Annotated in this window: 22 protein-coding genes and 2 tRNA genes; 14 read left to right on the forward strand and 10 right to left on the reverse strand. The window is 68.6% G+C overall.

The genetic code is table 11. The annotated features are described in order from the left end of the window. Positions 1-28: 28 nt before the first annotated feature. Positions 29-2,680: an exo 1,3/1,4-beta-D-glucan glucohydrolase gene (locus AB5J62_RS12655; protein ID WP_370948402.1), complete on the reverse strand. Its 2,652-nt coding sequence runs from the start codon at positions 2,678-2,680 to the stop codon at positions 29-31. Positions 2,681-3,045: 365 nt separating this feature from the next. Here AB5J62_RS12655 and AB5J62_RS12660 point away from each other — a divergent pair. Then, positions 3,046-3,122, forward strand: a tRNA-Arg gene (locus AB5J62_RS12660). Position 3,123: 1 nt separating this feature from the next. Beyond that, positions 3,124-3,195: transfer RNA gene (locus tag AB5J62_RS12665), tRNA-Glu, on the forward strand. Between the two features lie 190 nt (positions 3,196-3,385). On the opposite strand, the gene AB5J62_RS12670 is transcribed toward AB5J62_RS12665, so the two are convergent. Together AB5J62_RS12670 and AB5J62_RS12675 are read right to left on the reverse strand one after the other, a co-directional pair. Beyond that, complete coding sequence (locus AB5J62_RS12670; protein ID WP_370948403.1) at positions 3,386-4,915, reverse strand: alpha/beta fold hydrolase; 1,530 nt, start codon at positions 4,913-4,915, stop codon at positions 3,386-3,388. 101 nt (positions 4,916-5,016) lie between these two features. Beyond that, complete coding sequence (locus tag AB5J62_RS12675) at positions 5,017-6,243, reverse strand: adenosylhomocysteinase (protein ID WP_370950248.1); 1,227 nt, start codon at positions 6,241-6,243, stop codon at positions 5,017-5,019. A gap of 284 nt (positions 6,244-6,527) precedes the next feature. Between AB5J62_RS12675 and AB5J62_RS12680 the strand changes: the two genes are divergently transcribed. Further along, positions 6,528-7,853, forward strand: coding sequence for a M14 family zinc carboxypeptidase (locus tag AB5J62_RS12680; RefSeq protein WP_370948404.1), 1,326 nt, complete (start codon positions 6,528-6,530; stop codon positions 7,851-7,853). Between the two features lie 24 nt (positions 7,854-7,877). Here AB5J62_RS12680 and AB5J62_RS12685 read toward each other — a convergent pair whose 3' ends face one another. Continuing rightward, on the reverse strand, positions 7,878-8,258 hold the full coding sequence (locus AB5J62_RS12685; RefSeq protein WP_370948405.1) for a nuclear transport factor 2 family protein: 381 nt from the start codon (positions 8,256-8,258) through the stop codon (positions 7,878-7,880). Between the two features lie 51 nt (positions 8,259-8,309). Between AB5J62_RS12685 and AB5J62_RS12690 the strand changes: the two genes are divergently transcribed. Then, entirely contained in the window at positions 8,310-8,942 is a 633-nt protein-coding gene (locus AB5J62_RS12690) for a TetR family transcriptional regulator (RefSeq protein ID WP_370948406.1), read from the forward strand. Between the two features lie 286 nt (positions 8,943-9,228). Continuing rightward, the gene (locus AB5J62_RS12695; RefSeq protein ID WP_370948407.1) at positions 9,229-10,005 is read left to right on the forward strand and encodes a universal stress protein; all 777 of its coding nucleotides are present in this window, start codon (positions 9,229-9,231) and stop codon (positions 10,003-10,005) included. On the opposite strand, the gene AB5J62_RS12700 is transcribed toward AB5J62_RS12695, so the two are convergent. From AB5J62_RS12700 to AB5J62_RS12710, 3 genes are all read right to left on the reverse strand, one after another. Next, the gene (locus AB5J62_RS12700; RefSeq protein ID WP_370948408.1) at positions 10,002-10,988 is read right to left on the reverse strand and encodes an anion permease; all 987 of its coding nucleotides are present in this window, start codon (positions 10,986-10,988) and stop codon (positions 10,002-10,004) included. The two genes, AB5J62_RS12695 and AB5J62_RS12700, sit on opposite strands and share 4 nt — an antisense overlap. A 3-nt stretch (positions 10,989-10,991) precedes the next feature. Next, a complete protein-coding gene (locus AB5J62_RS12705; RefSeq protein WP_370948409.1) occupies positions 10,992-11,612 on the reverse strand; it encodes a DUF47 domain-containing protein in 621 nt (206 codons plus the stop codon). A 139-nt stretch (positions 11,613-11,751) separates the two neighbouring features. Continuing rightward, complete coding sequence (locus tag AB5J62_RS12710) at positions 11,752-12,177, reverse strand: cupin domain-containing protein (protein WP_370948410.1); 426 nt, start codon at positions 12,175-12,177, stop codon at positions 11,752-11,754. 117 nt (positions 12,178-12,294) lie between these two features. Between AB5J62_RS12710 and AB5J62_RS12715 the strand changes: the two genes are divergently transcribed. The 5 genes from AB5J62_RS12715 to AB5J62_RS12735 all read left to right on the forward strand — a co-directional run bounded on the left by AB5J62_RS12715 (position 12,295) and on the right by AB5J62_RS12735 (position 17,229). Then, positions 12,295-14,028: an L-aspartate oxidase gene (locus tag AB5J62_RS12715; RefSeq protein WP_370948411.1), complete on the forward strand. Its 1,734-nt coding sequence runs from the start codon at positions 12,295-12,297 to the stop codon at positions 14,026-14,028. Further along, a complete protein-coding gene (locus AB5J62_RS12720; RefSeq protein ID WP_370948412.1) occupies positions 14,028-14,903 on the forward strand; it encodes an RNA polymerase sigma-70 factor in 876 nt (291 codons plus the stop codon). Before AB5J62_RS12715 ends, AB5J62_RS12720 begins: the two co-directional genes overlap by 1 nt. A 62-nt stretch (positions 14,904-14,965) precedes the next feature. After that, the gene (locus AB5J62_RS12725; protein WP_370948413.1) at positions 14,966-16,273 is read left to right on the forward strand and encodes an NAD(P)/FAD-dependent oxidoreductase; all 1,308 of its coding nucleotides are present in this window, start codon (positions 14,966-14,968) and stop codon (positions 16,271-16,273) included. Then, on the forward strand, positions 16,270-16,632 hold the full coding sequence (locus AB5J62_RS12730) for a hypothetical protein (RefSeq protein WP_370948414.1): 363 nt from the start codon (positions 16,270-16,272) through the stop codon (positions 16,630-16,632). Before AB5J62_RS12725 ends, AB5J62_RS12730 begins: the two co-directional genes overlap by 4 nt. A gap of 123 nt (positions 16,633-16,755) precedes the next feature. Further along, a complete protein-coding gene (locus AB5J62_RS12735; protein ID WP_370948415.1) occupies positions 16,756-17,229 on the forward strand; it encodes a hypothetical protein in 474 nt (157 codons plus the stop codon). 69 nt (positions 17,230-17,298) lie between these two features. Here AB5J62_RS12735 and AB5J62_RS12740 read toward each other — a convergent pair whose 3' ends face one another. From AB5J62_RS12740 to AB5J62_RS12750, 3 genes are all read right to left on the reverse strand, one after another. Continuing rightward, positions 17,299-18,315, reverse strand: coding sequence for an aldose 1-epimerase family protein (locus AB5J62_RS12740; protein WP_370948416.1), 1,017 nt, complete (start codon positions 18,313-18,315; stop codon positions 17,299-17,301). 24 nt (positions 18,316-18,339) lie between these two features. After that, positions 18,340-19,791 (reverse strand): FAD-binding oxidoreductase, encoded by a 1,452-nt coding sequence (locus AB5J62_RS12745; RefSeq protein ID WP_370948417.1) that lies wholly within the window; start codon positions 19,789-19,791, stop codon positions 18,340-18,342. Positions 19,792-19,991: 200 nt separating this feature from the next. Next, on the reverse strand, positions 19,992-21,104 hold the full coding sequence (locus AB5J62_RS12750; RefSeq protein ID WP_370948418.1) for an ROK family protein: 1,113 nt from the start codon (positions 21,102-21,104) through the stop codon (positions 19,992-19,994). A gap of 223 nt (positions 21,105-21,327) precedes the next feature. Here AB5J62_RS12750 and AB5J62_RS12755 point away from each other — a divergent pair, with 223 nt between their 5' ends. Genes AB5J62_RS12755 through AB5J62_RS12770 form a run of 4 tightly spaced genes read left to right on the forward strand, consistent with a single transcriptional unit; the run spans position 21,328 to position 25,837 of the window. Further along, entirely contained in the window at positions 21,328-22,653 is a 1,326-nt protein-coding gene (locus tag AB5J62_RS12755) for a sugar ABC transporter substrate-binding protein (RefSeq protein WP_370948419.1), read from the forward strand. Between the two features lie 7 nt (positions 22,654-22,660). After that, complete coding sequence (locus AB5J62_RS12760) at positions 22,661-23,617, forward strand: carbohydrate ABC transporter permease (RefSeq protein ID WP_370948420.1); 957 nt, start codon at positions 22,661-22,663, stop codon at positions 23,615-23,617. Beyond that, the gene (locus tag AB5J62_RS12765; protein ID WP_370948421.1) at positions 23,610-24,449 is read left to right on the forward strand and encodes a carbohydrate ABC transporter permease; all 840 of its coding nucleotides are present in this window, start codon (positions 23,610-23,612) and stop codon (positions 24,447-24,449) included. The genes AB5J62_RS12760 and AB5J62_RS12765 overlap by 8 nt, the downstream gene beginning before the upstream one ends. A gap of 47 nt (positions 24,450-24,496) precedes the next feature. Continuing rightward, positions 24,497-25,837, forward strand: coding sequence for a GH1 family beta-glucosidase (locus AB5J62_RS12770; RefSeq protein ID WP_370948422.1), 1,341 nt, complete (start codon positions 24,497-24,499; stop codon positions 25,835-25,837). Positions 25,838-25,910: the final 73 nt, after the last annotated feature.

A 25,910-nucleotide genomic window follows, 5' to 3' on the forward strand; every position in this document is an offset into this window, starting at 1 on the left:
GGCCATACCACTCACGACCCTGGTCGAGCTAGGTCAGGTCCGAGCAGGACTTCGCGTCCGGATCCTTCGCCCCCTTGGGTACCCAGCGGACGTTCGCGAACGAGGCCGAGAAGCCCCCGTCGGTGTAGACCAGGAACGGCGTGTTGACGTTCTCGAAGTCCATGCCGTTCGCGAAGCACGCCAGCGGGATCTTCACTGTGGACTTGCCCGCGCCCGCCAAGTCGGTGAACAGCTTGGTGGCGTTGACTTCGGTGAAGCACGGGTAGACACAGTGGACGCTCAGCACCGTCCGGTTGGCCGGCGCGGCGTGGACGATCGTGTCGAATTCCAAAGCGCCGTCGGCGTTCGGGTAGCCGCGCAGGTCACTGGGGCCGCCGGTGTTCTGCAGGTAGATCTGCGCGGGGCCGGTGCCCGTCCAGGTCGCCTTGAGGCCGTCCTGCTGGACGTTGACGTCGGACTGGACGACGTTGATCTCGGCGTGCGACGCGGTGCCGTCCGGGCCGATCTCGGTGCCGCCCCAGTTCTCGGCCGAGCCGATGAAACCCTTGTACGGCGCGATGTCCTGGCGGTTGAAGAGCTCCAGGTCCTCGGTCGCGTTGCCGCCACCACCCGGTGAGGCGCAATTGGTGCCGGGGAACGAGGTCTCGTCGAGCTTGCCGATCGGCTTGTTCTGCCAGTCGCGCAGGCCGTAGCCGAGCGCGAACTGCGGGTCGTAGTCCGCGGTGCCGGGGTTCAGCGGGGACTGGCAGGCGCTCTTCGGCCACGAGTACGGCAGCGTGCCGCTGTAGCCGCCGCGGTTGTTCCAGCCGCGGACGAGCTTGTCGGCGACGCCCGCGCCCTCGGTGCCCGGCAGCCAGGCCGCGACGAACGCGTCGGAGCGGTTGATCTCCTTGTTCATGTACAGCGGGCGGCCGCCGACGTACACGGTGACGACCGGGGTGCCCTTGCCGCTGACCTTGTCCAGCACGGCGAGGTCCTCGGGGTACAGCTTGGCCGCTTCGAGCGTCTTGCGGGTCAGGTCGCCGTTGCCCTCGGCGTACGGGGTCTCGCCGATGACGGCGATGACCGCGTCGAAGCCCTTCGGGTCGACGGTGCCCTTCTCGTCGAAGGTGACGTTGGCGGCGCCGAGGTTCTCACGCAGGCCGCCGAGGATGCTCGTGCCGTTCGGGAAGTCGGCGTTGGTGTTGCCGGTGCCCTGCCAGGTCAGCGTCCAGCCGCCGGTCTGGTTCTGCAGGCTGTCCGCGCTCTTGCCGACCACCAGCACCTTCGAGCGCGGCGACAGCGGGAGCACCTTGTTGTTGTTCTTGAGCAGCACCTGCGAGTCGCGCACGGCGTCGCGGGCGAGCCTGCGGTCCTGCAGCGCGGCCGGGGAGTCGGCGTGCTCACGGGCCGACGGCTTCGGCGCGTCGAACAGGCCGGCGCGCAGCTTGACGCGCAGGATCCGGGTCACCGCGTCGTCGATGCGGGCCATCGGGATCTGCCCGCTCTGCACCTGCGCGGTGGTGTTGGTGATGAAGGCCTTCCAGTCGGCCGGGACCATGATCACGTCGATACCCGCGTTGATCGCCTGCGGGCAGCTCGCGTTGGTGCAGCCGGTGACCTGGCCGATGCCGTTCCAGTCGGACACGACCAGGCCGTCGAAGCCCATCTTGTTCTTGAGGATCTGGTTGAGCGCCTTGTCGCTGCCGTGCAGCTTGCCCTCGTTGATGCCCGCGTCGGCGTTGGTCCAGCTGTTGAACGAGACCATCACGGTCTGCGTGCCCGCGGCGAGCGCGCCGTAGTAGCCCTGGCCGTGGATGTTGATCATCTCGGCCTCTGTCGACGGGTTGACGCCCTGGTCCTGGCCCTTGGCCGTGCCGCCGTCACCGATGAAGTGCTTGGCGGTGGCGATCACGCCGTCCTCGCCGATGCGGCGGGTGGCGCCGTCCTGCAGGCCGTTGATGGCCTCGTAGCCGTACGCGCGGGTGATGCGCGGGTCCTCGGAGAAGCCCTCGTAAGTGCGGCCCCAGCGGTCGTCGCGGACGACGGCGAGGGTGGGGGAGAAGGCCCAGTCCTGGCCGGTGGCGCGGATCTGGCGGGCGGTGGCGCCGGCGATGTCGCGGACCAGGCACGGGTCGTGCGCGGCGCCGAGGCCGATGTTGTGCGGGAAGACGGTGGCGCCGTAGACGTTGTTGTTGCCGTGCACCGCGTCGATGCCCCAGATGACCGGGATCTTGGTGCGGGTGCTGACCGACGCCTGCCAGTACGCGTCGGCGGCGGCCAGCCACGACGCCTGGGTGGCGTGCTTGTCCTTGCCAGGCCACGAGCCGCCGCCGTTGAGCACGGAGCCGATCGCGTACTGCTTGACCTCGTCCGGCGTGATCGCGGCGATCTCCGGCTGCGTCATCTGGCCGATCTTCTCGGCGAGCGTCATACCGGCGAGCATTTGGGCGATCCGGCGCTCGTCACGCGGGTTCTTCTCGACCTGGCTCTTGACCTTGGGCCAGTCGGCGAGCGGCTTCAGGCTGTTCTCGATGCGCGCGCAGCCTCGGAAGTCGCGATCGGGCTGCCCGATGACGGGCTGGCCCGGCGGCTTGGGTGCGGCGGTGGCCGTGGCCGTGCCACCCAGGAGTAGCGCACCGGCCAGTAAGGCGAACGTGCCCCGGCCGATCCGTGAGCGGGCGAGCGAGAATCTGGCCATGGGCAGTCCATTCTGCGAAGCCGTCGGGGGAACCGTGCCTGATCGTCACCGCTGGAAGCGCCCCCGTCAAGCGTTAATTTTTACTTCGAAAAAAGTATCGCCTGGTGAATTTCGGACGGGCGCGCGGTAAATGCGTTGACGCTGCGCCGGGTGGCCGGTCATGATGACTGCACACGGTCCAACGACAGGAAGACAAGGTCATGACGAGTTCAGAGCGAGCCTCCCGAAGGCGCTCCTCGTCATGAGCTAGATCTCTCATGTCGCAGAAGCCGCCTGATCTGGGCGGCTTTTTTGTTGAGACGCCGTTTGTACAAGCCATTTTGCCGTTCGCCGCGCCGTCGCCATGAGCGAGGCCAGGCGAGCACGCCCCTGTAGCTCAGCGGGACAGAGCGCCGCATTACGGATGCGGAGGTCCCAGGTTCGAATCCTGGCAGGGGCACCAAGGCGCGTTGGTCCAGTGGAAAGGATCCCGGAGTCTCAGTCCGGGGACGCGGGTTCGATCCCCGCACGCGCTACGCAGGACAGGGAGGGCTGGCTGAGTGGTAAGGCACCGGAGTGCTAATCCGTGGTCCGGCAACGTGTCCGGCGCCGCCCGTCCATGGGCGGCGGCTTTTCTTTGCCCGAAAGGACATCCGGCTTGCCCCAAAGAACCCGGGGTCGTGCGCGTTGCGGGCGGTTAGAACCGCCCGCAACGCGCACGAGCCCTTACCTGCGGGCCGGGGGTTTGCCCGCCACCGGCCCCGCAGACTTGAGCGACGGCAGGAACGGGTTCGGGTTGGCCGGGCAGACGGTTCCCGCGGCGGGCAGTGCGCCGTTGAGCAGGTAGTGGTCGACGTACGCGGTCACGCACGAGCTGCGCCCGTACGCCGTGTGACCCCAGCCCGCGTAGGCGAGCAGCCTGCTGCCTTCCAGCATCCGGTTGCTCGCCTGCGCGCCCGCGAAGCTGGTGACACCGTCGAAGTAGTTGCCCACCACCAGGACGGGGGCCGAGGTCTTGGTACGCCAGGGCCCGGTGTACCGGTCCTGGTTGACCGGCCAGTCGGCGCAGGCCGCGTTGCCCCACCACCAGAACGGGCCGAAGCGCGAGCCTGCTTCGGCGAACTTGCCGATCGCGCGGTAGGACTCGAACGAGGCGGGGAACCGGATGTCGGCGCAGACGTTGCCGTTGTAGGCGTCGAAACCGTTGTCGTAGTCGGCTTCGCGAGCGGCCGACTTCGATGCCGCGGGCTTGTCGCCGAGCGCGGCGTTGGCGAAGAAGTTCGCCACCGCGGCGAAGTCGGGCCAGCTCTCGGGTGAGTACATCGCGCTGCCCGCCGTGCTGATCAGGCCGTCGTAGGTGAGCGTCTCGCCGTCGCCGAGGTCGACGGGGTGCTCGTGGACCTTCTTGGCGAGTGCTTCCCAGCGGGCGGCCGAACCCTGCGGTGTCGCGAACGGGCAGGCCGCGCCCGCTTCGTCGCACAGTCGCAGGAATTCCTTGAACTCCAGCGCCGTGTTGGTGCGGTCGGACAGGATCTGGCCGCCGGCCGACCACAGTGCCGGGTCCAGCACGCCGTCGATGACGAGCGCCCTGATGTTGTCCGGGAACAGGTTCGCGTAGGTGTTGCCGAGGAACGACCCGTACGAGAAGCCGAGGTAGGTCAGCTTCTTGTCGCCGACCGCGCGGCGCAGCAGGTCGAGGTCGCGCGCGACGTCGGCCGTGCTCATGTGCTTGGTGATGGTGGCGTCGTTCTTCCGGCATTTTTCGCCCAGTGAGCGGTAATGGTCGAAGAACGGCCGCTCCTGCTCACGCAGGTAGGGGAAGCCGGGCACCGCGTTGAGGAACGCGGTGCTTTCCGCCTGGCCGGCGAAGCAGTGCAACGGGTCCGAGGCGCCGATCCCGCGCGGGTCGAAGCCGACGACGTCGAACTTGCCTTGCAGCGAGGCGGAAAGCTGGTCGGCGAAGTCGAACGCGAAGGCGACGCCCGAGCCGCCCGGCCCGCCGGGGTTGAGGAACACCGAGCCGATGCGGTGTGCCTGGTCGGGCGCCGCCTTCCGGTTCAGCGCGACGTGCGTGACCGGCCCGGTCGGCTGGTCGTGGTCCAGCGGCACCGTGGCCGTCGCGCAGTCGAAGCCGGGGTTCTGGGCGCACGGGCGCCAATCCAGCTTCGGGACGGTGAGACCGTCCGGTTTCGCTTCGGCGGCGGGAGCGCTGACCGCCATCGTGAGCCCGATCGCAACGGCCAGAAGCGTTTTCACTGGCCGGCCCCATGTCCTGCGCAACGAACCTCCTTGGTAGGCGGCCAAGCCTAGGGTGATCGACTCACCCGGCACAGCCGCCGACCGCGGGGTTTCGGAAGTCAGGCCAGCAGGCTGACCAGATCGGTGGCGATGCGCCGTTCGACGTCCGACGGCACCGGCTGGACCTCGGGGGCGAGCCCGCCCGCGCAGACCGCGCCGAGGCTGCGGGCCTGGAGCGTGAGGCCCAGGTCCATCGCTTGGATGGAGTTTCCGTTGGCGGCCGTCAGATTGAGCATGCGGCCTTGGTCGAGCAGCACGATCTCGCGGCCGCCGCGCAGCACATAGCCGGTGCGTCGCGCCGGTTCGGCGTACTCGACCGTGCGGACCGTCGCGGCCTTCAGCGCGGCTTTGTCGATCTCCCAAGCGAAATGGCCGACGCCGGCGAGCACCGCGCCGTCCGGCAGCGCGGCGAGTTCCGCCGCGCCGATGACACCTTCACGGCCGGTCGCGGTGAACACGACCTTCGCGTCCGCCAGCACCTCGGCGGCCGGGCCGACCTGGTGGCCGTTGAGGATCGCGTGCAGCGCGCGCATCGGGTCGGTGTCGCACACCGAGACCCTGGCGCCGAGCTTGCTCAGCGTGTCGGCGACGCCCTTGCCGCACGGCCCGTAGCCGAGCACGGCCGCGCGGGTGCCGGGGACCATCAGGTTGGTCGCGTTCATGAAGCCCTGCACGACGCTCTGGCCGACGCCGAACTCGTTCTCGACCATCAGCTTCAACGGCGAGTCGTTGATCACGATCACCGGTTTGCCCAGCTCGGCGACGGTTTCGCGGAGCCGCAGCCCGCCGGTGGTGGTCTCCTCGGTGCCACCGAGATAGCCGGCCCGTGTCCCTGACGCGAGCAGGGACATCGTCAGGTCCGCGCCGTTGTCCAGGGTGATGTCGGGATCGCACTCGAGTACCCGCGCGATGTTGCGGACATGGTCGCGCTCGTCGTCGCTTCGCCGGGTGAAAACGGAGACGCCGAGGTCCTGGAGCCCGGCGGCGACGTCGTCGTGCGTGGTGCCCGGCGAGCCGGTGAGGTGGACGTCCATTCCGGCCTCGACCAGCAGGGTGACCAGCGCGGCGGTCTTCGGTTCGACGTGCAGGCACATGGCCAGGCGCTTGCCGGTCAACAAGGGCTGGAGCTCGCGGACGGCGAGAGTGGTCAGTGGCATGTGCTTCAACGCCCAGTTCGTGGACGCGACGGTTTCGGGCATGGCTGTGCTCTCTTTCGATTTCCAACGGATTCGGGTCAGGACGGACAGAACGTCCTCAGCCGTAGAAATCGCACCGGTAGGAGTGATCGCCGAAGATCGGCGCTACCAGGCAGACGCACATCTCTTCACCATACCCGCCCGATCCGGGGTGATGATGCGACCGGCGGCGGCAGTAGATAAATCCATTGTGTCGTGAGTGTTCCCGACGGCTCTAACCGTCGGGAACACTCACGACCGGTGTTGATCAGGGTTCCCGACTTTCGAGGGTGTGGCTGGTTTGGCCGGTAGCGACACACTGAGCGTGCCAGTACGGTGACCGTGAGCTTGCGGCCGTGCTGATCGTCTCTCCCGTGCAGCCATGAGGAGTCCCGATGAAGTCAAGGTCCTTGCACCGGATCGCACTCGCCGCCACCGGCGTGGTGCTGACCGGTCTGCTCACCGGCACCGCGACGGCGCAACCCGACGCCGCGGGCGCACCGGTCTTCTGGGAGGTGTCCGCCACCAGCGCGCAGGCGAAGGCGCTGGCCAACGCCGGGTTCGACATGGGTGAATCCGGGGATGGCACCGCTTACGTCGTCGGCGACAAGACCGTCGCCGCGAAGCTGCGCAAACTCGGCTACCAGCCGAAGTTCTTCGACACGGTCTACAAGGAGCTGCCCGCCGCGTCGCCGAACTCGCTCGCCGCGGACACGTTCTACGGCGGCTACCGGACGGTGACCGCGCAGGAGGTGCACCTCTCGCAGGTCGCTTCGGCGCACCCGGACCTGGCCACCAAGTACACCATCGGCCAGTCGTGGAAGAAGACGAAAGGCCAGGGCGGGCACGACATCCAGGCCATCTGCCTGACCAAGAAGCAGTCGGGCGACTGCACGCTGTCCAAGACCTCGCCGAAGCCGAAGTTCGTGCTGATGGCGCAGATCCACGCGCGTGAGCTGTCCACCGGCGAGCTCGCCTGGCGCTGGATCGACTACCTCGCCGACGGTTACGCCACCGACGCCACCGCGAAGTCCATTTTGGACACAACGGAGGTGTGGGTCGTCCCGGTCGCGAACCCCGACGGCGTCGACATCGTCGCCTCCGGCGGCAACTCGCCGAAGCTGCAGCGCAAGAACGCCAACAACAGCCGAGGCTGCAGTGGCACCAGCATCGGCATCGACCTGAACCGCAACTCCTCCTTCAAGTGGGGCGGCGACTCGAACTCCCCGTGCGCCGAGACCTACCAGGGCACCGGCGCGGCCTCCGAGCCCGAGACCAAGGCGCTCGAGAACCTGTTCCGCGCGATCTACCCGGCACAGCGCGGGTCCGGCAACAACGACCCGGCGCCGGTGACCGCCAAGGGCACGATGATCACGTTGCACAGCTACGGCAACGACATCATCATCCCGTGGGGCTTCACCCAGGCCAAGGCCCCGAACGACGCCCAGTACCGCAAGCTCGGCGCGAAGATGTCCGCGTCGAACGGCTACCTGGTCGGCACCAACGCGGAGACCGTCGGCTACGACACCTCCGGCACGACGGACGACTTCACCTACGGCGCGCTCGGCGTGTTCAGCGTGACGTTCGAGGTCGGCAGCTCGAGTGGCACCTGCGGCGGCTTCCTGCCGAAGTACACCTGCGTCGACAGCACCTTCTGGCCGAAGAACAAGGGCGCCTTCATCACCGCTGCCAAGGCGGCGGGGGCTCCCTACCAGCAGTAAACGGCTCGTGAGTGGTATGGCCGGTTAGAACCGGTCATACCACTCACGACTCTCCCGCCGGTACACGTGGGTGGCGCGCAGCGTGTAGGTCGTCGGGACGCCGTTGACCGACACGGTGTTGTGCTCGAAGCCGATCGTGTACGCGAGGTCACCGCTCGCCTCGGCGGCCAGCAGCTCGAACCGGTAGTCGGTCGAGTCGGAGAAGCGTGAGGCCACCCAGCGGAAGGTCCGGTCGAGGTCTTCCCGGCCGGTGCGCACCGCGACCGCGGCCCCGAACAGGCTCACCGGGTCGTTCTCCGACCACAGTTCGAGCCGCGGCTCGACGTCGCCGTTGTGGATCGCCTGCTCGGCGGCGACCTGCTTCGGCAGGATCTCGGCCAGAAACGCGTCACGCTCACTCGTCATGGCCAACTCCGATGCAGTCGGACTGTGTTGAATTCGGCTAGCATGAGCCAGGTGACCGAAGGAGTCAAGAGGCGCTACGACTCGACCCGGCGCCACGAGCAAGCGCTCGAAAACCGGCGCCGCATCGTCGCCGCGGCCTGCGTATTGTTCGCCGAACGCGGCTACGGCCGCACCACACTCGCCGACATCGCCGCCTCGGCGGGCGTCGCGGTCGAGACTGTGTACGCGGCCTTCAAGAACAAGCCGACCCTGCTGCACCGCGCCTGGGACGTGACCGTCGGCGGCGACGACACCGACATCCAGCTCCTCGACCGCCCCGAACTCCGCGATGTGTTCGACGAACCGGACCTCCCGACCCGTCTCCGCAAGCTCGCCGCGGTCAATACGCGGCTGATGCGCCGGACCACGGCCCTGCGCCGAGCCGTCGAAACCGCGGCCGCGACGGATGAGGCCGCGGCGGCGATGCTGGCCGAGATCGACCGGCAGCGCTTGGAAAGCATGGCCGCGCACGCGCGAGCGGCCGAGACGACGGGCCGGCTTCGAGTGTCCGAAGTGGAGTGCCGGGATGTGCTGTGGACGACGACGGATGGGTCGTTGTGGCACGGTCTCGTCCAAGTGCGCGGGTGGACTGATGAGCGCTATGCGCGGTGGCTGGGTGAGCTCTGGGTCGGACAGCTCACCTGAGACCCACCGGCTCTTTGGCCGGCCGGGGGTCGTGAGTGGTACGGCCGGTTCTAACCGGCGAAAACACTCACGACCCCCGGCTGGCAAATGGGTTGCCGATCGGGAACAACCGGGGCGGGATCAACGGGTGGACCGGGGCCGAGCGGGTTTTCGGCCTCTGTACCGAGGTCGAAGGTGTGCCTCGCAAGAAGGTCGAAGGCAAACTGCGCGGCTAGTACCTGCCGCTTTGCGTTCTTCGGTGTCGTTGGCCAAGATGCGTCGTCCAAGCCGGATGGGGAAGGACAGGATGGACGCGTCGAAAGCGCCGGTGGTCGTGGCGGTGGATGGTTCGGCCGCCGCGCGGCGGGCTGTCGGGTGGGCGGCTTTGGCGGCCGCGCGGCGGGGGAGCGGGTTGCGGTTGCTGCACGCGATCGGCCTGGCGGACGTCGAACCGGGGAGCCGGATGTCGCCGCCGCCGGAGTGGTTCGTGGTCAAGCGGGCGATGGCCGAGACGATTCTGGCCGACGCCGTCGATGCCGTCGCCGAGGTGGTTCCGGGGCTGGAGCCCGAGCTCGAACGCGGGGAGGGGGCGCCGCTTTCGGTGCTGGTCGAGGCCACGCGCCGGGCCGCGCGGCTGGTGCTCGGGGCGCCGGACAGCGGGATGCTGCTCGGGTTGCTGGCGGGTTCGCCGGTGCTGGACGTGACCGGGTCCGCGCACTGCCCGGTCGTCGTCGTGCGGGGGACGCCGGTCGCCGAGGGGCCGATCGTCGTCGGCGTCGATGGGGGTGACGGTACGACGGCCGCGCTCGATGCCGCGGTCGAGGAGGCGGCCGATGCCGGGGCACGAGTGGTCGCCGTGCATGCCGGGAGCGACTTCGAGGCCGACAAGGACCGCTATCCGGACGTCGAGTGGGTGGTGAAAACGGCCAAGCCGCGCCAATTGCTGCTGGAGTACAGCGAATCGGCGCGGCTGATGGTCGTCGGGAGCCGGGGGCGGGGCGGGTTCGCCGGGCTGGTGCTCGGGTCGACGTGCCACGCGCTCATCCACCACGCGGCGTGCCCCGTGATGGTCGCCCGGCCTTAGAAAAGCCGGGTGAGCGAGTACACCAGCGCGGCCACCGTCGCCGCCGCCGGGAGGGTGAGCACCCAGGCGGTGATGATGTTGCCCGCGACCGCCCAGCGGACGGCCGAACGGCGCCTGGTCGCGCCGACGCCCATGATCGCCGAGGTGATCACGTGCGTGGTGGAGATCGGGGCGGCGAAGACGAACGCGGTGAAGTACAGGACCGAGGCGCCGGACACCTCGGCGGCGAAACCGTGGGGCGGGGTGAGGGGGAAGATGCGCCTGCCGAGCGTGCGCATGATCCGCAGGCCACCCGCCGACGTGCCGAGCGCGAGTGCGAGCGCGCAGGAGATGATCACCCAGAACGGGACCGAGAAATCGGTCTGGTGGCCGGTGATCACCAGGCCGAGCACGATGATGCCCATGCTCTTCTGCGCGTCCTGCAGCCCGTGGCCGAACGCGAGGCTCGCCGACGAGAAGATCTGCGCGCGCCGCATGCCGCGGTTGGCCTTGTGCGCGTCGGCCGATTTGAGCAGCCACAGCATGGCCGTCATCAGCAGATAGCCGAGCAGCAGCCCGACAGCCGGCGAGATCACCATCGGCACCAGCACCTTGGTCAGCACGCCTTGCCACTGCACGGTCGTCGCCGACGCCAGCGCCGCGCCGACCAGACCGCCGATCAGCGCGTGCGACGAGGACGACGGCAGGCCGAAGTACCAGGTGATGAGGTTCCAGGTGATCGCGCCGATGACCGCCGCGATGATCACCGTCAGCCCGTCGGCGGACGGGGTGGCGATCACGCCCTTGGCGACCGTGACCGCGACGCCGGTGCCCGCCAGCGCGCCCAGCAGGTTCATCACACCCGCGAGCAGCAACGCGCCGCGCAGCGAGAGGGCTTTGGTCGAGACGGCCGAGGCGATCGCGTTGGCGGCGTCGTGGAAGCCGTTGGTGAAGTCGAACGTCAACGCGAGGACGACGAGAAGCACCAGGCCGAAGGACCACATGGATCAGGATTCCTTGACCGCGATCGTGTGGATCACATCGGCGACGTGCTCGAAGGCGTCGGCGGCGGACTCCAGCTGGTCGACAACTTCCTTGAGCTTCAACACGGTCAGCGTGTCCAGCTCGCCGCTGAACAGCCACGACAGCAGCCGCCGGTAGACCTGGTCGGCCTGGTTCTCGAGCTCGTTGACCTGCACCCAGTACTCGTGGAGGCTGCCCGGTTTGGCCAGTTTGGGCATCGCTTCGACGGTCAGCTCGGCGCACTGGGCGAGCAGCCGGACCTGGGCGTGCACGCCTTCGGGCAGCTCGCCGAGCTGGTAGAGGGTGGCCAGGTCGACGGCGGCGTCGATGTAGTCGACCACGTCGTCCAGCCTGCCCGCGAGGCGATAGATGTCCTCGCGGTCGAACGGCGTGATGAACGACCGGTTGAGTTCCTCGAAGATGGTATGCGTGGTCTGGTCCGCGTCGTGTTCGACGTCGTGCATGCGCTGGGCCAGCTCCGCGTGCCGCTCCGCCGGCGCGGTCACGTACTCGCCGAGCACACCGACACAGGCGCTGATGTTGGTGCTGGCCTGCGTGAACAGGTCGAAGAACTTCGTGTTCCGGGGCTGCAGCCGCAACCGCATGAGGTTCCTTCCTTGCCGCTACTCCCGTGGACGGTGGATCACGCGGACCGTACCGGCAGTGCTGATGGCGGCTGGAAGGCAGCCTGGTTAACGCCGGGTGAACCGAACGGGACCGCCGGGGGCGGTCCCGTTCAGCGGGTCACGGCCGGGGTGCCCGGCGGTTTCGCCGCTGTTCCAGCTCGTCGGCGCTCACCGGCGTCAGCATCGGCTGGCCGGGAGCGCAGAACATGGTCACCACGAAGGCGGACTCGGCGTCGGCCAGGTTGTTGCCGTCCTGGTAGTGGATGACGTCGCCGCCGGGCTCCCAGAAGGTGTCGCCCGCCTTGAGCACCCGCTGTGGCTCGCCTTCGAGTTCGAAGATCATCTCGCCTTTGAGCACGTAGCCGTACGCCGGGCCGGAGTGCCGGTGCGGCGGCGCGCCCTCTGAGCCGGGCGGGAGTGTGATGAGGATCGTCATCGCCTCGGCGCCGTCGGGGATCTGCGGCGCCCCTTCGACGGTGCCGATCACCTCGATGATGGGAGGAGGTGTTGTCGCGCCAGGGTTTTCGAGGTGGTGGGTCATCATCTTCCTTTCCGTTGGTTCCTGACCACCCAGACAGGACGGGCCGCCGATCTGTGACAGGCCGCTGTCACGAATCGGGCGGCTGTGGTGTCCAAGCTGGTGAGCGAACGGAGAAAATCGATGACTCACCCGGAAGAACACCAGCTCGCGACGTCGGTGCTCGTGATCGGCTCCGGCGGCGCGGGCCTGCGCGCGGCGATCGAGCTGGCCGAGCGCGGTGTCGACGTGCTGGTGCTCGGCAAGCGCGCCAAGGCCGACGCGCATACCACGCTGGCCGCGGGCGGCATCAACGCCGCGCTGGCCACGATGGATCCCGAGGACAGCTGGCAGCAGCACGCGGCCGACACGATCAAGGAGAGCTACCTCCTCGCTCGCCCCGAGGTGGTGCGGATCGTCACGGAGAACGCCGCCCGCGGCATCCACGACCTCGAACGCTGGGGCATGCCGTTCGCCCGCGAGGCCGACGGCCGGATCTCGCAGCGCTTCTTCGGCGCGCACACTTACCGGCGCACCGCGTTCGCCGGCGACTACACCGGGCTCGAAATCCAGCGCACGCTGGTCAACCGCGCCGCGCAGCTGGGCGTCCGCGTGCTCGACACCTGTTATGTGACAAGGATCCTGGTCGACGGGAACGCCGTGTTCGGCGCGTACGGCTTCGACGTCGACACCGGCTCCCGGTACCTCATCCACGCCGACGCGGTCATCCTCGCCGCCGGCGGGCACACCCGGATCTGGCGTCGTACCTCGTCTCGCCGCGACGAGAACACCGGCGACTCTTTCCGCCTCGCGGTGCTCGCGGGCGGCCGGATCCGCGACCCCGAACTCGTGCAGTTCCACCCGTCCGGCCTGATCGACCCCGAGAACGCGGCGGGCACGCTGGTCTCGGAGGCGGCGCGCGGCGAAGGCGGCATCCTGCGCAACGCGTTGGGCGAGCGGTTCATGGAGCGTTATGACCCCGCGCGGATGGAACTTTCCACGCGCGATCGTGTCGCGCTGGCCGCGTACACCGAGATCAAGGAGAGGCGCGGCACCGAGCGCGGCGGCGTCTGGCTCGACGTTTCGCACCTGGCGCGCGACACGATCATGCGGCGGCTGCCCCGGGTGTACCAGACGTTGCTGGAGCTGCAGATGCTCGACATCACCCGATCTCCGATCGAGATCGCGCCGACCGCGCACTACTCGATGGGCGGAGTCTGGGTGCGTGCCGAGGACCACGGCACCGGCGTCGACGGGCTCTACGCGATCGGCGAGGCATCGAGCGGGCTGCACGGCGCGAACCGGCTGGGTGGCAACTCGCTGATCGAGCTGCTGGTTTACGGCCGGATCACGGGTGCGGCCGCGGCCAGGTACTCCGCCGAGCTGCCCGCTCAGCGGCGCTCGTGGGAGGCGCTGGCGCAGGCTCGCGGCGAGGTCGACTCGCTGCTCGCCGCCGACGGGCCGGAAAACGTGCGGGCACTGCAGCGGACGTTGCGGGACACGATGACCCAGCACGCCGGCGTGGTCCGCGACGAGACGTCGCTGCTGGCCGGACTGTCCGAATTGGACGAACTCGAGGTGCGGATGGCGAAGGTGGGCGTCCACCCCGACCGCGCCGGGTTCCAGGATCTGGCGCACGCCTTCGATCTGAACGCCTCGGCGCTGGCCGCCCGCGCGACGCTCGAAGCGGCGCTCGAGCGCAAGGAGACCCGGGGCTGTCACAACCGGTCGGACTACCCGGAGCAGGACCCCGCCCTTCGGGTGAACCTGGTCTGGGCCGGGCCCGGCCGGGTTGAGCGGGAGGAGATCCCGGTGGTTCCATCGGAGATCGCGGGGCTCATGCGGGAGGTTTCGACCGAGGGGAAGTTGGTGGAGTGATGGGGTCTCCTGCTGAGGACCTCGAAGAGGCGGCCGCCGTTTTCGCCGAGGTGCGCGGACGGCTGTTCGGCATCGCCTACCGGATGCTCGGCAGCGCGCTCGACGCCGAGGACCTCGTCCAGGAGGTCTGGGTCCGCTGGCAGCTGTGCGACCGGTCGAAGGTCGAGAATCCGGCCGCCTACCTCGCGACGGCCATCACGCGGCTCGCCATCAACGTGAGCGGCAGCGCGCGCAAGCGGCACGAGACCTACATCGGGCCGTGGCTGCCGGAGCCTGTCGACACCTCCGCGGATCCCCAGCTCGGGGCCGAGCGGGCCGCCGGGCTCGAGTTCGCCGTGCTGCTCCTGCTGGAGAAGCTCTCGCCGACCGAGCGGGCCGCGTACGTCTTGCGTGAGGCGTTCGACTATCCGTACAGCCAGATCGCCGAGATCGTGCAGACCAGCGAAGTGGCGTCGCGGCAGCTGGTGAGCCGGGCACGCAAGCATCTGCAGGCCGAGCGGCGGACGCCGTCGAGCGGACCCGAGCAGCGGCGGCTGCTGGAAGCGTTCCTCGCCGCCGCGCAGGTCGGGGACATCTCCGCGCTGGAACGGCTGTTCGCCGAGGACGTGGTGAGTTACGCCGACAGCAACGGGGTCGCGCGGGCCGCGCGGATGCCGATCCACGGCGCGGTCAAGCTCGCCAAGGTCATCCACGCCTGGGGAAGCGACTTCTGGACGGGCGCCGACATCTCGTGGGTCGAGGCGAACGGGCAGACCGGCCTGCTGCTCAAGCGGGACGGCGAGACGTCCGCGTTGGTGACCGTCAGCACGTCCGAAGCCGGGATCGACCAGGTCCTGTGGATGCTCAACCCCGGCAAGCTGGTCGCGTTCGCCTGAGGTGTCACAAAAGTCCGGGCTGTCTTGTCTGACTTGGTGAGCCTCGAAGAACGGGAGATGCCGTGACCAAGATCCTGGTGGTGGGTGGCGGATACGCCGGGTTCTACACCGCGTGGAAGCTGGAGAAACGCCTGCGTCGCCACGAAGCCGAGCTGGTCGTGGTCGATCCGCGGCCGTACATGACCTATCAGCCCTTCCTGCCGGAGGTGGCGGCCGGATCGGTCGAAGCGCGGCACGCCGCCGTTTCGCTGCGACGGCATCTGCGCCGCACGCGGGTGGTCTCCGGGGCGGTGACCACGATCGACCATGCCGCGCGGCGGGTGACCGTGCGGCCCGCCGACGGGCCCGAGTTCGAGCTCGACTACGACCTCATCGTCGTCACGGCGGGCGCGGTGACCAGGAAGTTCCCGGTGCCGGGCATCGCCGAGCAGGCGATCGGGCTGAAGCACGTCGAGGAGGCGGTCGCCATCCGGGACCGGCTGCTGACGGCGTTCGACCGGGCGTCGGCCATGCCGCCGGGGCCGGCGCGGCAGCGGCTGCTGACCGTGACGTTCGTCGGCGGCGGGTTCTCGGGTGTCGAGGGGTTCGGCGAGCTGCTTTCGCTGGCGGCCGCGCTGCGCAAGCACTACCCGGACCTGGAACCGGCGTTCCACCTGGTCGAGGCGCGCGACCGGATCCTGCCGGAGGTCACCGACCGGCCGGGCCGCTGGGTGGTGCGCTCGCTGGAGCGGCGCGGCGCGACCGTGCACCTGAACACCCAGGTGAAGTCCGCTGTGGACGGTCACGTCGTGCTTTCGACCGGCGAGGAGTTCGACTCGGGCCTGATCGTCTGGACCGCCGGAAACGGCGCGAACCCGGTGGTGCACAAGCACACCGACCTGCCCATCGACGAGCACGGGCTGCTCACCGTGCGCGCCGACCTGCGGATCGGCACCGACGCCGCGTTCGTGCCCGACGCGTGGGCCGCCGGTGACGACGCCGCCGTCCCCGACCTCACCTCGCGTGTGCCGGGCGCGCGGACCGTGCCCAACGCCCAGCACGCGGTGCGCCAGGGCAAGCTCCTCGCGCGCAACATCGCGGCCACGCTGCGCGGCAAGCAGGCGAAGCCGTACGTGCACCACGGCCTCGGCACGGTCGCGACGTTGGGACTCGGCCGCGGGATCTTCCAGTACCGCAAGCTCGTGATCAAGGGCCTGCCCGCGTGGCTGATGCACCGCGGCTACCACGTGCTGGCCGTCCCGAGCTGGGAACGCAAGGTCCGCGTGCTCGCGATCTGGCTGACCGCCGCGCTGTTCGGGCGCGACGTGGTCTCGCTCGCGTCGGTCGAGCACCCGCGCGACGCCTTCGTGTCCGGCGGTGACCCGCGATGATCGGCGAGCTCGTCGCCGACCGGCTCCGGCTGGCCTGCGAGTCGGGGTCGGCGGTGCGGCTCGCGACGTTGCTGGCTCCGGACGTCACCGCCGCCATCGACGGCGGCGTGCTCACGCATCCGGTGCGGGGCGTGGCCGCGACCACCCGCGCGGTGCTGGACGTGCTGGCCGGCGCGGCGATCTCGGTGCAGTCCGTGAACGGCCACGCCGGCCTGGTCGTGCGACGCGTCGACCGGGTCAGCGCGGTCGCCACGTTCTCCGTCGACGACGGGCGGGTCACCGCGATCTGGCTGGTGCTCAACCCCGACAAGCTCCGGCATTGGAACGACTACGCCGGCCGGTATGGCGTGGGGTCGTGAGTGTTTAGACCGGTTAGAACCGGCCGTACCACTCACGACCCGGAGCGGGCGAAGGCCGGAGGCAACCTGATCGGCGGCTTGCGCGTGTGAGGGGCAGCGAGGGAACGCTGAAAGGGGATTTTCATGTCCAAAGTGGTTGGACGCGGGTTGGCCGCGGTGGGGGCCGCCGCGCTGATGATGGGGCTCGGCGCATTGCCTGCGCAGGCCGACGGCGTGGATTGGTACTTCTCGCCGGAAACGGTGCAGGCCGGGGGCAAGGTGGAAGTCGGCATGTCGGCCATCAACGGCTGCAGCCCGAGCCCGGTGACCTCACCCGGGTTGGTCGCACCGATCAAGTGGGGCAACACGCCCGGCCATTTCCCGCGGCTCATCGGGTACGGCACCGCGGTCAAGCAGCCGGGAAGGTACGTGGCGACGCTGACGTGCAAGGACGGCCAGAAGACATCGAAGACGTTCATGGTGGCGGGCACGCCGGATCCGACGCCCACCCCCACGAAACCCAAGCCGACGGCCAAACCGAAGCCCAAGCCGCAGCCTCAGGTGGTCGTCAAGCCGAAGGGCGCACCCCAGACCGGCGGCGGCTACTCCGCTGCCTGACCGACGTGAACGCCTCTTTCGCAACCTTCACAGTTGCGAAAGAGGCGTTCACGTCAATCCCACCTTTGTCTAGAGCGCGTTGGTGCGTACGCCCCAGGTGCTGCGGAAGGTCTGGCCCGGCTTGAGGACGATCAGGCCTTCGCCGCTGTTGAACGAGTTGCCGGGCCCGGTGACCGGCTCGATGGCGATCGCCTTGCGGATGGGGCGGTCGACGGCGTAGTCGTCGGAATAGACGAGCAGGTACTTGTTCTTCTCGTCGGCCCAGAGCTGGACCTTGTGGCCGTCCGGGGTTTCGAGTTCGGCCAGCGTGCTTTCCGCCGACGTGCGGGCGAGGTCGGTGTAGGCGAGGTCGAGCGGTGCGGCGCCGATGACCTTCGCGGTGTGGAAGTCGTTCGCGGTGCCCGCGACCGGTGCCCGGCCGACCGGGACGCCCTTGTCGTCGTTGATCAGATACGTCGACGCGGCGATGGTCAGCTTGGCGTTGTCCACCAAGGGATCCGTCTTGAAGTACGGGTGGTAGCCGCTGCCGAACGGGGCCGCCTTGTCGCCGACGTTGGTCGCGGTGAGCGTGACGCGCAGGCCGGTCTTGGCGAGCACGTACTCGGTCTGGAACTTGAGCATGAACGGGTAGCCGTACTGCGGGTACAGCACCGAGCCGAGCACCAGGCGGCCCGACTCCTGCTTGACGAGCGACCACGGCGCGAAGTACATGAGCCCGTGGATCGCGCAGCCGCTCCAGTGCTCGGTGATCGGGGTTTCGTGCTCGACGCCGTCGAATTTGTACTTGCTGCCCGCGATCCGGTCGGACCAGGGGAGCAGGATCTTGCCCATGTGGCTGTCGCCCATGGAGCTGTCGGGGTGGCCCGCCAGGATCGCGCGGCCGTCCACGGTCCACGACCGCAGTTCGGCGCCGACTTCGGCCACCGTCAGGCTTTGCTTGCCCGAGGAAATGCGGTACTGCCGTCCGGTGGGCAGCAGGGTCTCCGCCGAAGCCGAGGCGGCTGCGACGGCCTGGCCGCCGATGGCGAGCGCGGCGGTCGTGCCTGCGGCGGCGGTCATCGCCGCGCGACGGGAAAACGTGCGCATTGTTCGTGTCTCCAAAAGGGTGGGTCAGCCGCGCAGGACGGAGTGGGGGAAGTCGAAGACCTTGGTGGGGTCGTACGCCGAGACGATCCGGCGCATCTTGTCGTGGTTCGCGCCCCAGTACGAGGTGGCCCAGTCGGTCTGCATCGGATTGACGTAGTTGACATAGGAACCGGTCCCGAGCACCCGGGTCAGCGACTGCTGTGCCTGAGTGAGCAGTTCGCCCTTGTCGGTCTCGCTCCAGCTGTAGATCTGGACCGAGGCCTTGGCGCCGCGGTGTGCGTACGCGGTGTCGCGGGCGCCGATGGCGTCGACCTCGCCGCCGACCGCGTCGAAGAGCAGGCACATGTCGGCGTGCTTGGTCATGATCTCGACGACGCGCTGGGCGTCGGCCGACTTGAGCACGCGCGGCAGCACTCGGGACGCGGCGTGGAACGCTTCGCGAGTGACCGTTCCGCCATCGCTTTCCGCCTTGCAGCTGCCGACATCCTTGCAGGGCGCGAAATACAGCACCGTGTCCAAATAGGACTTCTGGTGGACGTACTTGGTGGTCGGCTTGCTGCCCACCTCCGAGATCAGGGCGTTCAGGTGACCGTCCAGCGCCGAGGCCTTGCCGACCCAGGTGCCCTCGATCGTGTTCGACGGATCCTTGCCGGCGCCGATGTTGCAGGTCGTGGTGAGTTCCTTGGGCACGGAGTTCTGCCAGGCAGACCAGGCGGCGAGCACCTTCGCGGTGCGCGAGGAGGAGAATTCGAGCTTGAAGACGACCGGCTTCGGCGCGGGAACGGTGCTGAAGGTGAACTCGGTGACGATGCCCGCGTGGCCGCCACCGCCGCCGCGCAGTGCCCAGAACAGGTCCGCGTCGGTGTTCGCGGTCGCCTGGTGCACAGCGCCGTCGGCGGTCACCACCGAGGCGGCTGTGACCCTGTCGCAGGTCAGGCCGTACGGGCGGGTGAGCGGGCCGACGCCGCCGCCGAGGGTGAGCCCGGCGATGCCGACCGTGGCGCAGGTGCCGCCCGGCAGCGCCCTGCCCCGCGCGGCGAGCGCGGAGTACACCTGCATCAGCTGCGCGCCCGAGCCGACCACGGCGGTGCCGTCGTCGTTGATCGTGATCTTGTTCAGCGCGGAGACGTCGACCACCACGCCACTGTCCGGAGTGGAGAAACCGGCGTAGTTGTGTCCACCGGAGCGGGCGGCGAGCGGCGCGCCGCGGCCACCGGCCCGGCGCACGCATTCGATGACGTCCTGGCGATTGGCGACCTGCGCGATCGCGGCGGGCCTGCGCGACGGCAAAGCCAGGTTCCAAGTCGTGGACGCGAAGTCGTACCCGGAGTCACCGGGCCGAAGTAGTCGTCCCGACATCGCTTTGCCGAGTCCGTCCAAGTCGATGCCGCCCGCCGCGGCGCGTGCGCCGCTCGCGAGCGCGTCGTCGCCCAATGCGGACAGCAGCGCGGTGCCCGCCACCGCGGTGCCCGCCATGGCAGCGCTGGTAGTCAGGAATTTACGTCGGTTGAATCCAGCCGTCGTCACGGTTCTCCTCGGTGAGGCGGGGTGGGATTAGGTGGGAATTTAACTAATGTTTACCCACTGCTCAATAGGCGAACATGACATTCGTTGGCGATTGCACCGAACTCGGCAATGGGGTGGAGCTTCGAAAATGGCGTTATGATTGGCGTGGTTCAACCATTGAGGAATTGCTCGACGGGCAGGGTGGCGGCGCCCAAAGCGACGGCTTCCGGGCCGAGGCGGCACAGTTCGATCGACGTGGTGGCGAAGGGGTGCCTCAGCGAATGCAGGCGCGCGGCGGCCCGGATGGCGTCGAGATTGCGGTCGCCGAGCAGCAGCCCGGCCCAGCCGCCGAGGATGACGCGTTCGGGGGTGAGCAGGTTGATCAGGCTGCCGATGCCTGCGCCCAGGTACCGCACGGTCTCGGCGAGCACGCCGGTGCCTTGGTCGTCCTGGCTGAGCGCGGCGAGCGCGGACTCCTGGTCGGCGTCGTCCGCGACGGTCCCGCCCGCCTCCACGAACCGGTCGAGGATCGCCTCGGCGCCGACGTAGGCCTCCAGGCAGCCCTTGTTCCCGCAGCGGCAGGTCCGCCCGCCCGCGACCACCACCAGGTGCCCGAACTCGCTGGCCGACGCGCTGGGGAAGCCGGCGTCGCCGGTGATGATGCTGGCGCCGACGCCGGAGCCGATCAGCGCGACCACCGCGCCGGTCGTGCCGCGGCCGGAGCCGAACCAGAGCTCGGCCCTGCCCATGGTGTTGGCGCCGTTGTCGATCAGCAGCGGCAGGTCGGTGCCCGCGCGGAGCAGCCGTTCGAGCGGGACCATGTCCCAGCCGAAGGTCTGCGCGTCGACCAGCACCTCGGGTTTGCGCTGCACCACGCCCGGCACGCCGACGCCGACCCCGATGATCGAGTCGTGGCCGACGCCGCCGTCCGCGAGCACCGCGGCGATGCCGTCGAGCATCCGCGCGGTCACCGCCTCGGCGTCGTGGCGCCGGGGATCGAGCGGGTAGTCGGCCTTGGCCAGCTCGGTCATCGCGAGGTCGAACAGCTCGACGCGCACCCTGGTCTCGCCGACGTCGATGCCGATCACGTGCCCGTGCGCCGGGTCGACCCGCAGCAGCACGCGGGGACGGCCGCCGTCCGACTCGACGGAGCCGACCTCGATCACGATGCCCTCGTCGATCAGCTCACGCATCACCGAGCCGACCGAGGCCGGGCTGAGCCCGGTGTCCGCACTGAGTTCCTGGCGGCTGCGCCGGTCCCCGAAATACAGCGAACGGAGCAACAGTGAGCGATTGAATCGTCGCAGGGCGTGCACTGTGCCCCGTTCCCGCCCGCCCATCAGCCCGCCTTCCGCCGTTTGGCGCACCTTACTTCGCGGCCTGAAAAAAGTCATGTCGCGTCCTCTTGACGATTCGGCGTACCGGGCGTTAAATCACGCCTTAAAATAAGGCATGGTCTGGATCACATGTGCTCCACGGCCGTCCACTTACCTGAGGGACCTGAAGATGCGAATCGGAAAGATCGCCCCGGCGCTGGCGTTGGCCCTGGTCGCCGCGACCTCCGCGGCCTGCGGTGGCGGCAGCGGTGACGGCTCGGCGGCCGGCGGCGGCCCCAAGGAGCTCACCTACTGGGCCTCCAACCAGGGCACCAGCCTCGACAACGACAAGGCCATCCTGCAGCCGGAGCTCGACAAGTTCGAGAAGGCCTCCGGCATCAAGGTCAAGGTCGAGGTCGTCCCGTGGACGGACCTGCTCAACCGGATACTGGCCGCGACCACCTCGGGCCAGGGCCCCGACGTGCTCAACATCGGCAACACCTGGTCGGCGTCGCTGCAGGCCACCGGCGCGTTCGTGCCGTTCGACGACGCCGCGCTCGAGAAGGTCGGCGGCAAGGCCCGCTTCCTCGGCCCGTCGCTCGCCGCGACCGGCGCGCAGGGCCAGCCGCCCGTCGGCGTCCCGCTCTACGGCCAGGCTTACGGCCTCTATTACAACAAGAAGCTCTTCGCCGACGCCGGCATCGCCAACCCGCCCGCGACCTGGGAGGAGCTGATCGCCGACGGCAAGAAGCTGACCGACCCGGCCAAGGGCCAGTGGGGCATGTCGCTGCAGGCCGGTCAGGTCACCGAGAACAGCCACCACGCGGCCATCCTCGGCGCGCAGCAGGGCGCGAACTTCTTCGGCAAGGACGGCAAGCCGACGATCGCGTCCGACCAGGCGGTCACCGCGATCCAGCAGCACATCGACCTGATGCAGAAGGACAAGATCGTCAACCCGTCCAACGCGGAGTACGCCGACACCGCCAAGTCGCTCAAGGACCTGGCCGACGGCAAGGCCGCGATGTTCATGAACCAGGCCTCCGAGGGCTCGTTCAAGAACATCGGCGCGGACCTGTCCAACATCGGCGTCGCGCCGATCCCGCTGCCCGCCACCCCGCCCGCGGGCGGCCGCAAGGTGACCAGCTTCGTCGCGGGCATCAACCTCTCGGTCTTCCAGAACACCAAGAACAAGGACGCGGCGCTGGACTTCGTGAAGTTCATGCTCTCGGCGCCCGAGCAGGCCATCCTGAACAACGCCTACGGCTCGCTCCCGACCGTCCAGGACGCCTACAGCGACCCGAAGTTCCAGACCTCGGACGTGAAGGTGTTCCAGAACGTGCTGGCCAACACCGCCGAGCCGATGCCGCAGGTCCCGCAGGAGTCGCAGTTCGAGACGCTGGTCGGCACCGCCATGAAGGCCATGTTCGCCGACGTCGCGGCAGGCAAGCCGGTCGACGCCGCGAAGATCAAGTCCCAGCTCACCCAGGCCGACCAGCAGATCGCGGCCGGGAACTGAACCTGAGATGGCCATCGCTGTGAAGGACGCCCCGGCCGTGAAAGCGGCCGGGGCCCGCGAACCGGGCAGCCGGTGGGCTAAGCGCCGCAAGATCGGCCTGCCCTACCTGCTCCTGCTGCCCGCGTTGCTGCTCGAACTGCTCATCCACGTGATCCCGATGCTCGTCGGGATCGGGATGAGTTTCCTCAAGCTGACCCAGTACTTCATCCGGAACTGGTCGGCCGCCCCCAACGCGGGGCTCGACAACTACAAGTTCGTACTCGACTTCGACAGCGCGGCGGGCAAGGCGCTGCTGCACTCGTTCTGGGTCACCGTGCTGTACACGGTGCTCGTGGTCGGGCTCTGCTGGCTCTTCGGCACCTCGGCGGCGGTGTTGATGCAGCGGTCTTTCCGCGGTCGGGGACTGCTGCGCACGCTCTTCCTGGTGCCGTACGCGTTGCCGATGTACGCCGCGGTGATCACCTGGTCGTTCATGTTCCAGCGTGACACCGGGCTGGTGAACAGCGTGCTGGGCACGCACTCGTTCTGGCTGATCGGCGACAACAGCTTCTGGTCGCTGGTGATCGTGTCGGTCTGGCGCAACTGGCCGTTCGCGTTCCTGATCATCATGGCGGGCCTGCAGAACATCCCCGGCGAGCTGTACGAGGCCGCCGAGATCGACGGCGCGAGCTGGTGGCGTCAGGTGCGGGCGATCACCCAGCCGATGTTGCGCCCGGTCAACCAGGTGCTGCTGCTGGTGCTGTTCCTGTGGACCTTCAACGACTTCAACACGCCGTACGTGCTGTTCGGCAAGTCCGCGCCGCAAGAGGCTTCGCTGATCTCCATCCACATTTACCAAAGCTCGTTCAAGACCTGGAACTTCGGCCTCGGCTCGGCCATGTCGGTGCTGCTGCTGTTGTTCCTGCTGGTGGTCAGCGCGCTTTATCTCGGCATCGCCGCGCGAAGGAGGAAAGCAAGTGTCTGAACCTCGCTGGCTTCCGTGGGTCCGAAGGCTCGTACTCGGCTTTCTCGCCGTGTTCACGCTGCTGCCGTTGTACGTGATGGTCTCGTCGTCGCTGAAGCCGCTCGGCGACGTGCAGGGCAAATGGGAATGGATCCCGTCGACCATCACCATCCAGCCGTTCCTCGACATCTGGAAGACCATCCCGCTCGCGAAGTACTTCGTGAACAGCCTGGTCATCGCGGGACTGTCGACGATCTTCTCGGTGCTGATCGCGATCTTCGCCGCGTACGCGATCAACCGGTACAAGTTCCGCGGCCGGTCGTTCTTCTCGATGACCGTGCTGTCGACGCAGATGTTCCCCGGGATCCTGTTCCTGCTGCCGCTGTTCCTGATCTTCGTCAGCATCGGCAACACCACCGGGATCGTGCTGTACGGCTCGCGCCTCGGGCTGATCCTGACGTACCTGACGTTCTCGCTGCCCTTCGCCATCTGGATGCTCGCCGGTTACTTCGACTCGATACCGAAGGAACTCGACGAGGCCGCGATGGTCGACGGCAACGGCCCGCTCGGCGCGCTGATCAGGGTCGTCATCCCGGCCGCGGTGCCCGGCATCGTCGCCGTTTCGATCTACTCGTTCATGACCGCGTGGGGCGAGGTCCTGTTCGCCTCCGTGATGACCGACTCCGACACGAGAACGCTCGCCGTCGGCCTGCAGGAGTACTCGACGCAGGTCCAGGTCTATTGGAACCAGGTGATGGCCGCGAGCCTGATCGTCTCGGTCCCGATCGTCGCCGGATTCCTGTTGTTCCAGCGCTTCCTGGTCGCCGGGCTCACCGCGGGCGCCGTCAAATAAAGCCGCCGTTTCACCAGCTCATGCCGATTTACTGAGAGAGGTCTGTCTTGAACCCCGCTCTTCCCTCGGATTTCCTGTGGGGCGCGGCCACCGCCGCGTACCAGGTCGAAGGCGCCGTCGACGCGGACGGCCGCGGCCGGTCCATCTGGGACGACTTCTGCCTGGTCCCAGGAGCCATCGACAACGGCGACAACGGCGACGTCGTGTGCGACCACTACCGGCGCTGGCCGGAAGACCTGGCGATCATGAAGCAGCTCGGCCTCGACGCCTACCGGTTCTCCATCGCCTGGCCGCGGGTGATCCCCGGCGGCCGCGGCGAAGTCAACGCGCTCGGCCTCGACCACTACGACCGCTTCACCGACGCGCTGCTCGAAGCCGGGATCCGGCCGTTCGTCACGCTGTTCCACTGGGACCTCCCGTCGGAGCTGCAGGCGCTCGGCGGCTGGCCCGCCCGTGACACCGCCTACGCCTACGCCGAGTACGCGGCCGTGGTCGCGGCCCGCCTCGGCGACCGCGTGCGCGACTGGAACACGGTCAACGAGCCGCTGTGCTCGGCGTGGATCGGTTACCTGGAAGGACGTTTCGCGCCGGGCGTCCAGGATCTGCGCCAGGCCGTCGACGCGTCGCATCACCTGCTGCTCGCACACGGACTCGGCGTCGAGGCGATCCGCGCCAACGCGTCGCAGCCCGCGAACGTCGGCCTGGTCGTCAACCTGTCCGGCATCGAACCGGCCTCCTCGCGCGACGAGGACGTCGCGGCGGCCGTCCGGATGGACGGGCACGTCAACCGCTGGTGGCTCGACCCGTCCAACGGCCGCGGCTACCCGGCCGACATGGTCGAGGTCTACGGCATTGAACCCCCGGTGGTCGGCAACGACCTCGAGATCATCGCGGCGCCGACGGACTTCCACGGCCTGAACTACTACTTCCGCCAGATCGTCGAGGACGACCCGACCGGCCCGGCGCCGTACGCGCGCCAGGTCCCGGTGGAGGGCGCGACCACCACCGCGATGGGCTGGGAGATCTACGGCCAGGGCCTCGCCGACCTGATCCACCGCCTGCGCGACGACTACGGCTCACAGGCCATCTACATCACCGAAAGCGGCGCGGCCTTCGACGACAAGGTCGCCGAGGACGGTGCGGTCATCGACACCGACCGCATCGCCTACCTGGAGGAACACCTGACCGCGGTCGCGGGCGCGGTGTCGTCCGGGGCGCCGGTGAAGGGGTACTTCGCCTGGTCGCTGCTGGACAACTTCGAGTGGGCGAACGGGCTGGACAAGCGCTTCGGCCTGGTCCGCGTCGACTTCGACACCCAGGTCCGCACGGTCAAGGCGAGCGGTCAGTTCTACGCCGACCTGATCGCCGAGCACCGCGCCCGCAGGTGACGCGCACGACCCCACCGGGATAAAGCGGGCTTTACTCCCGGGGATAAAGCCCGCTGAACATCGCGGTGTAAAG

This window comes from Amycolatopsis sp. cg5, assembly GCF_041346955.1.
In the GTDB taxonomy this organism is placed as follows: Bacteria; Actinomycetota; Actinomycetes; order Mycobacteriales; family Pseudonocardiaceae; genus Amycolatopsis.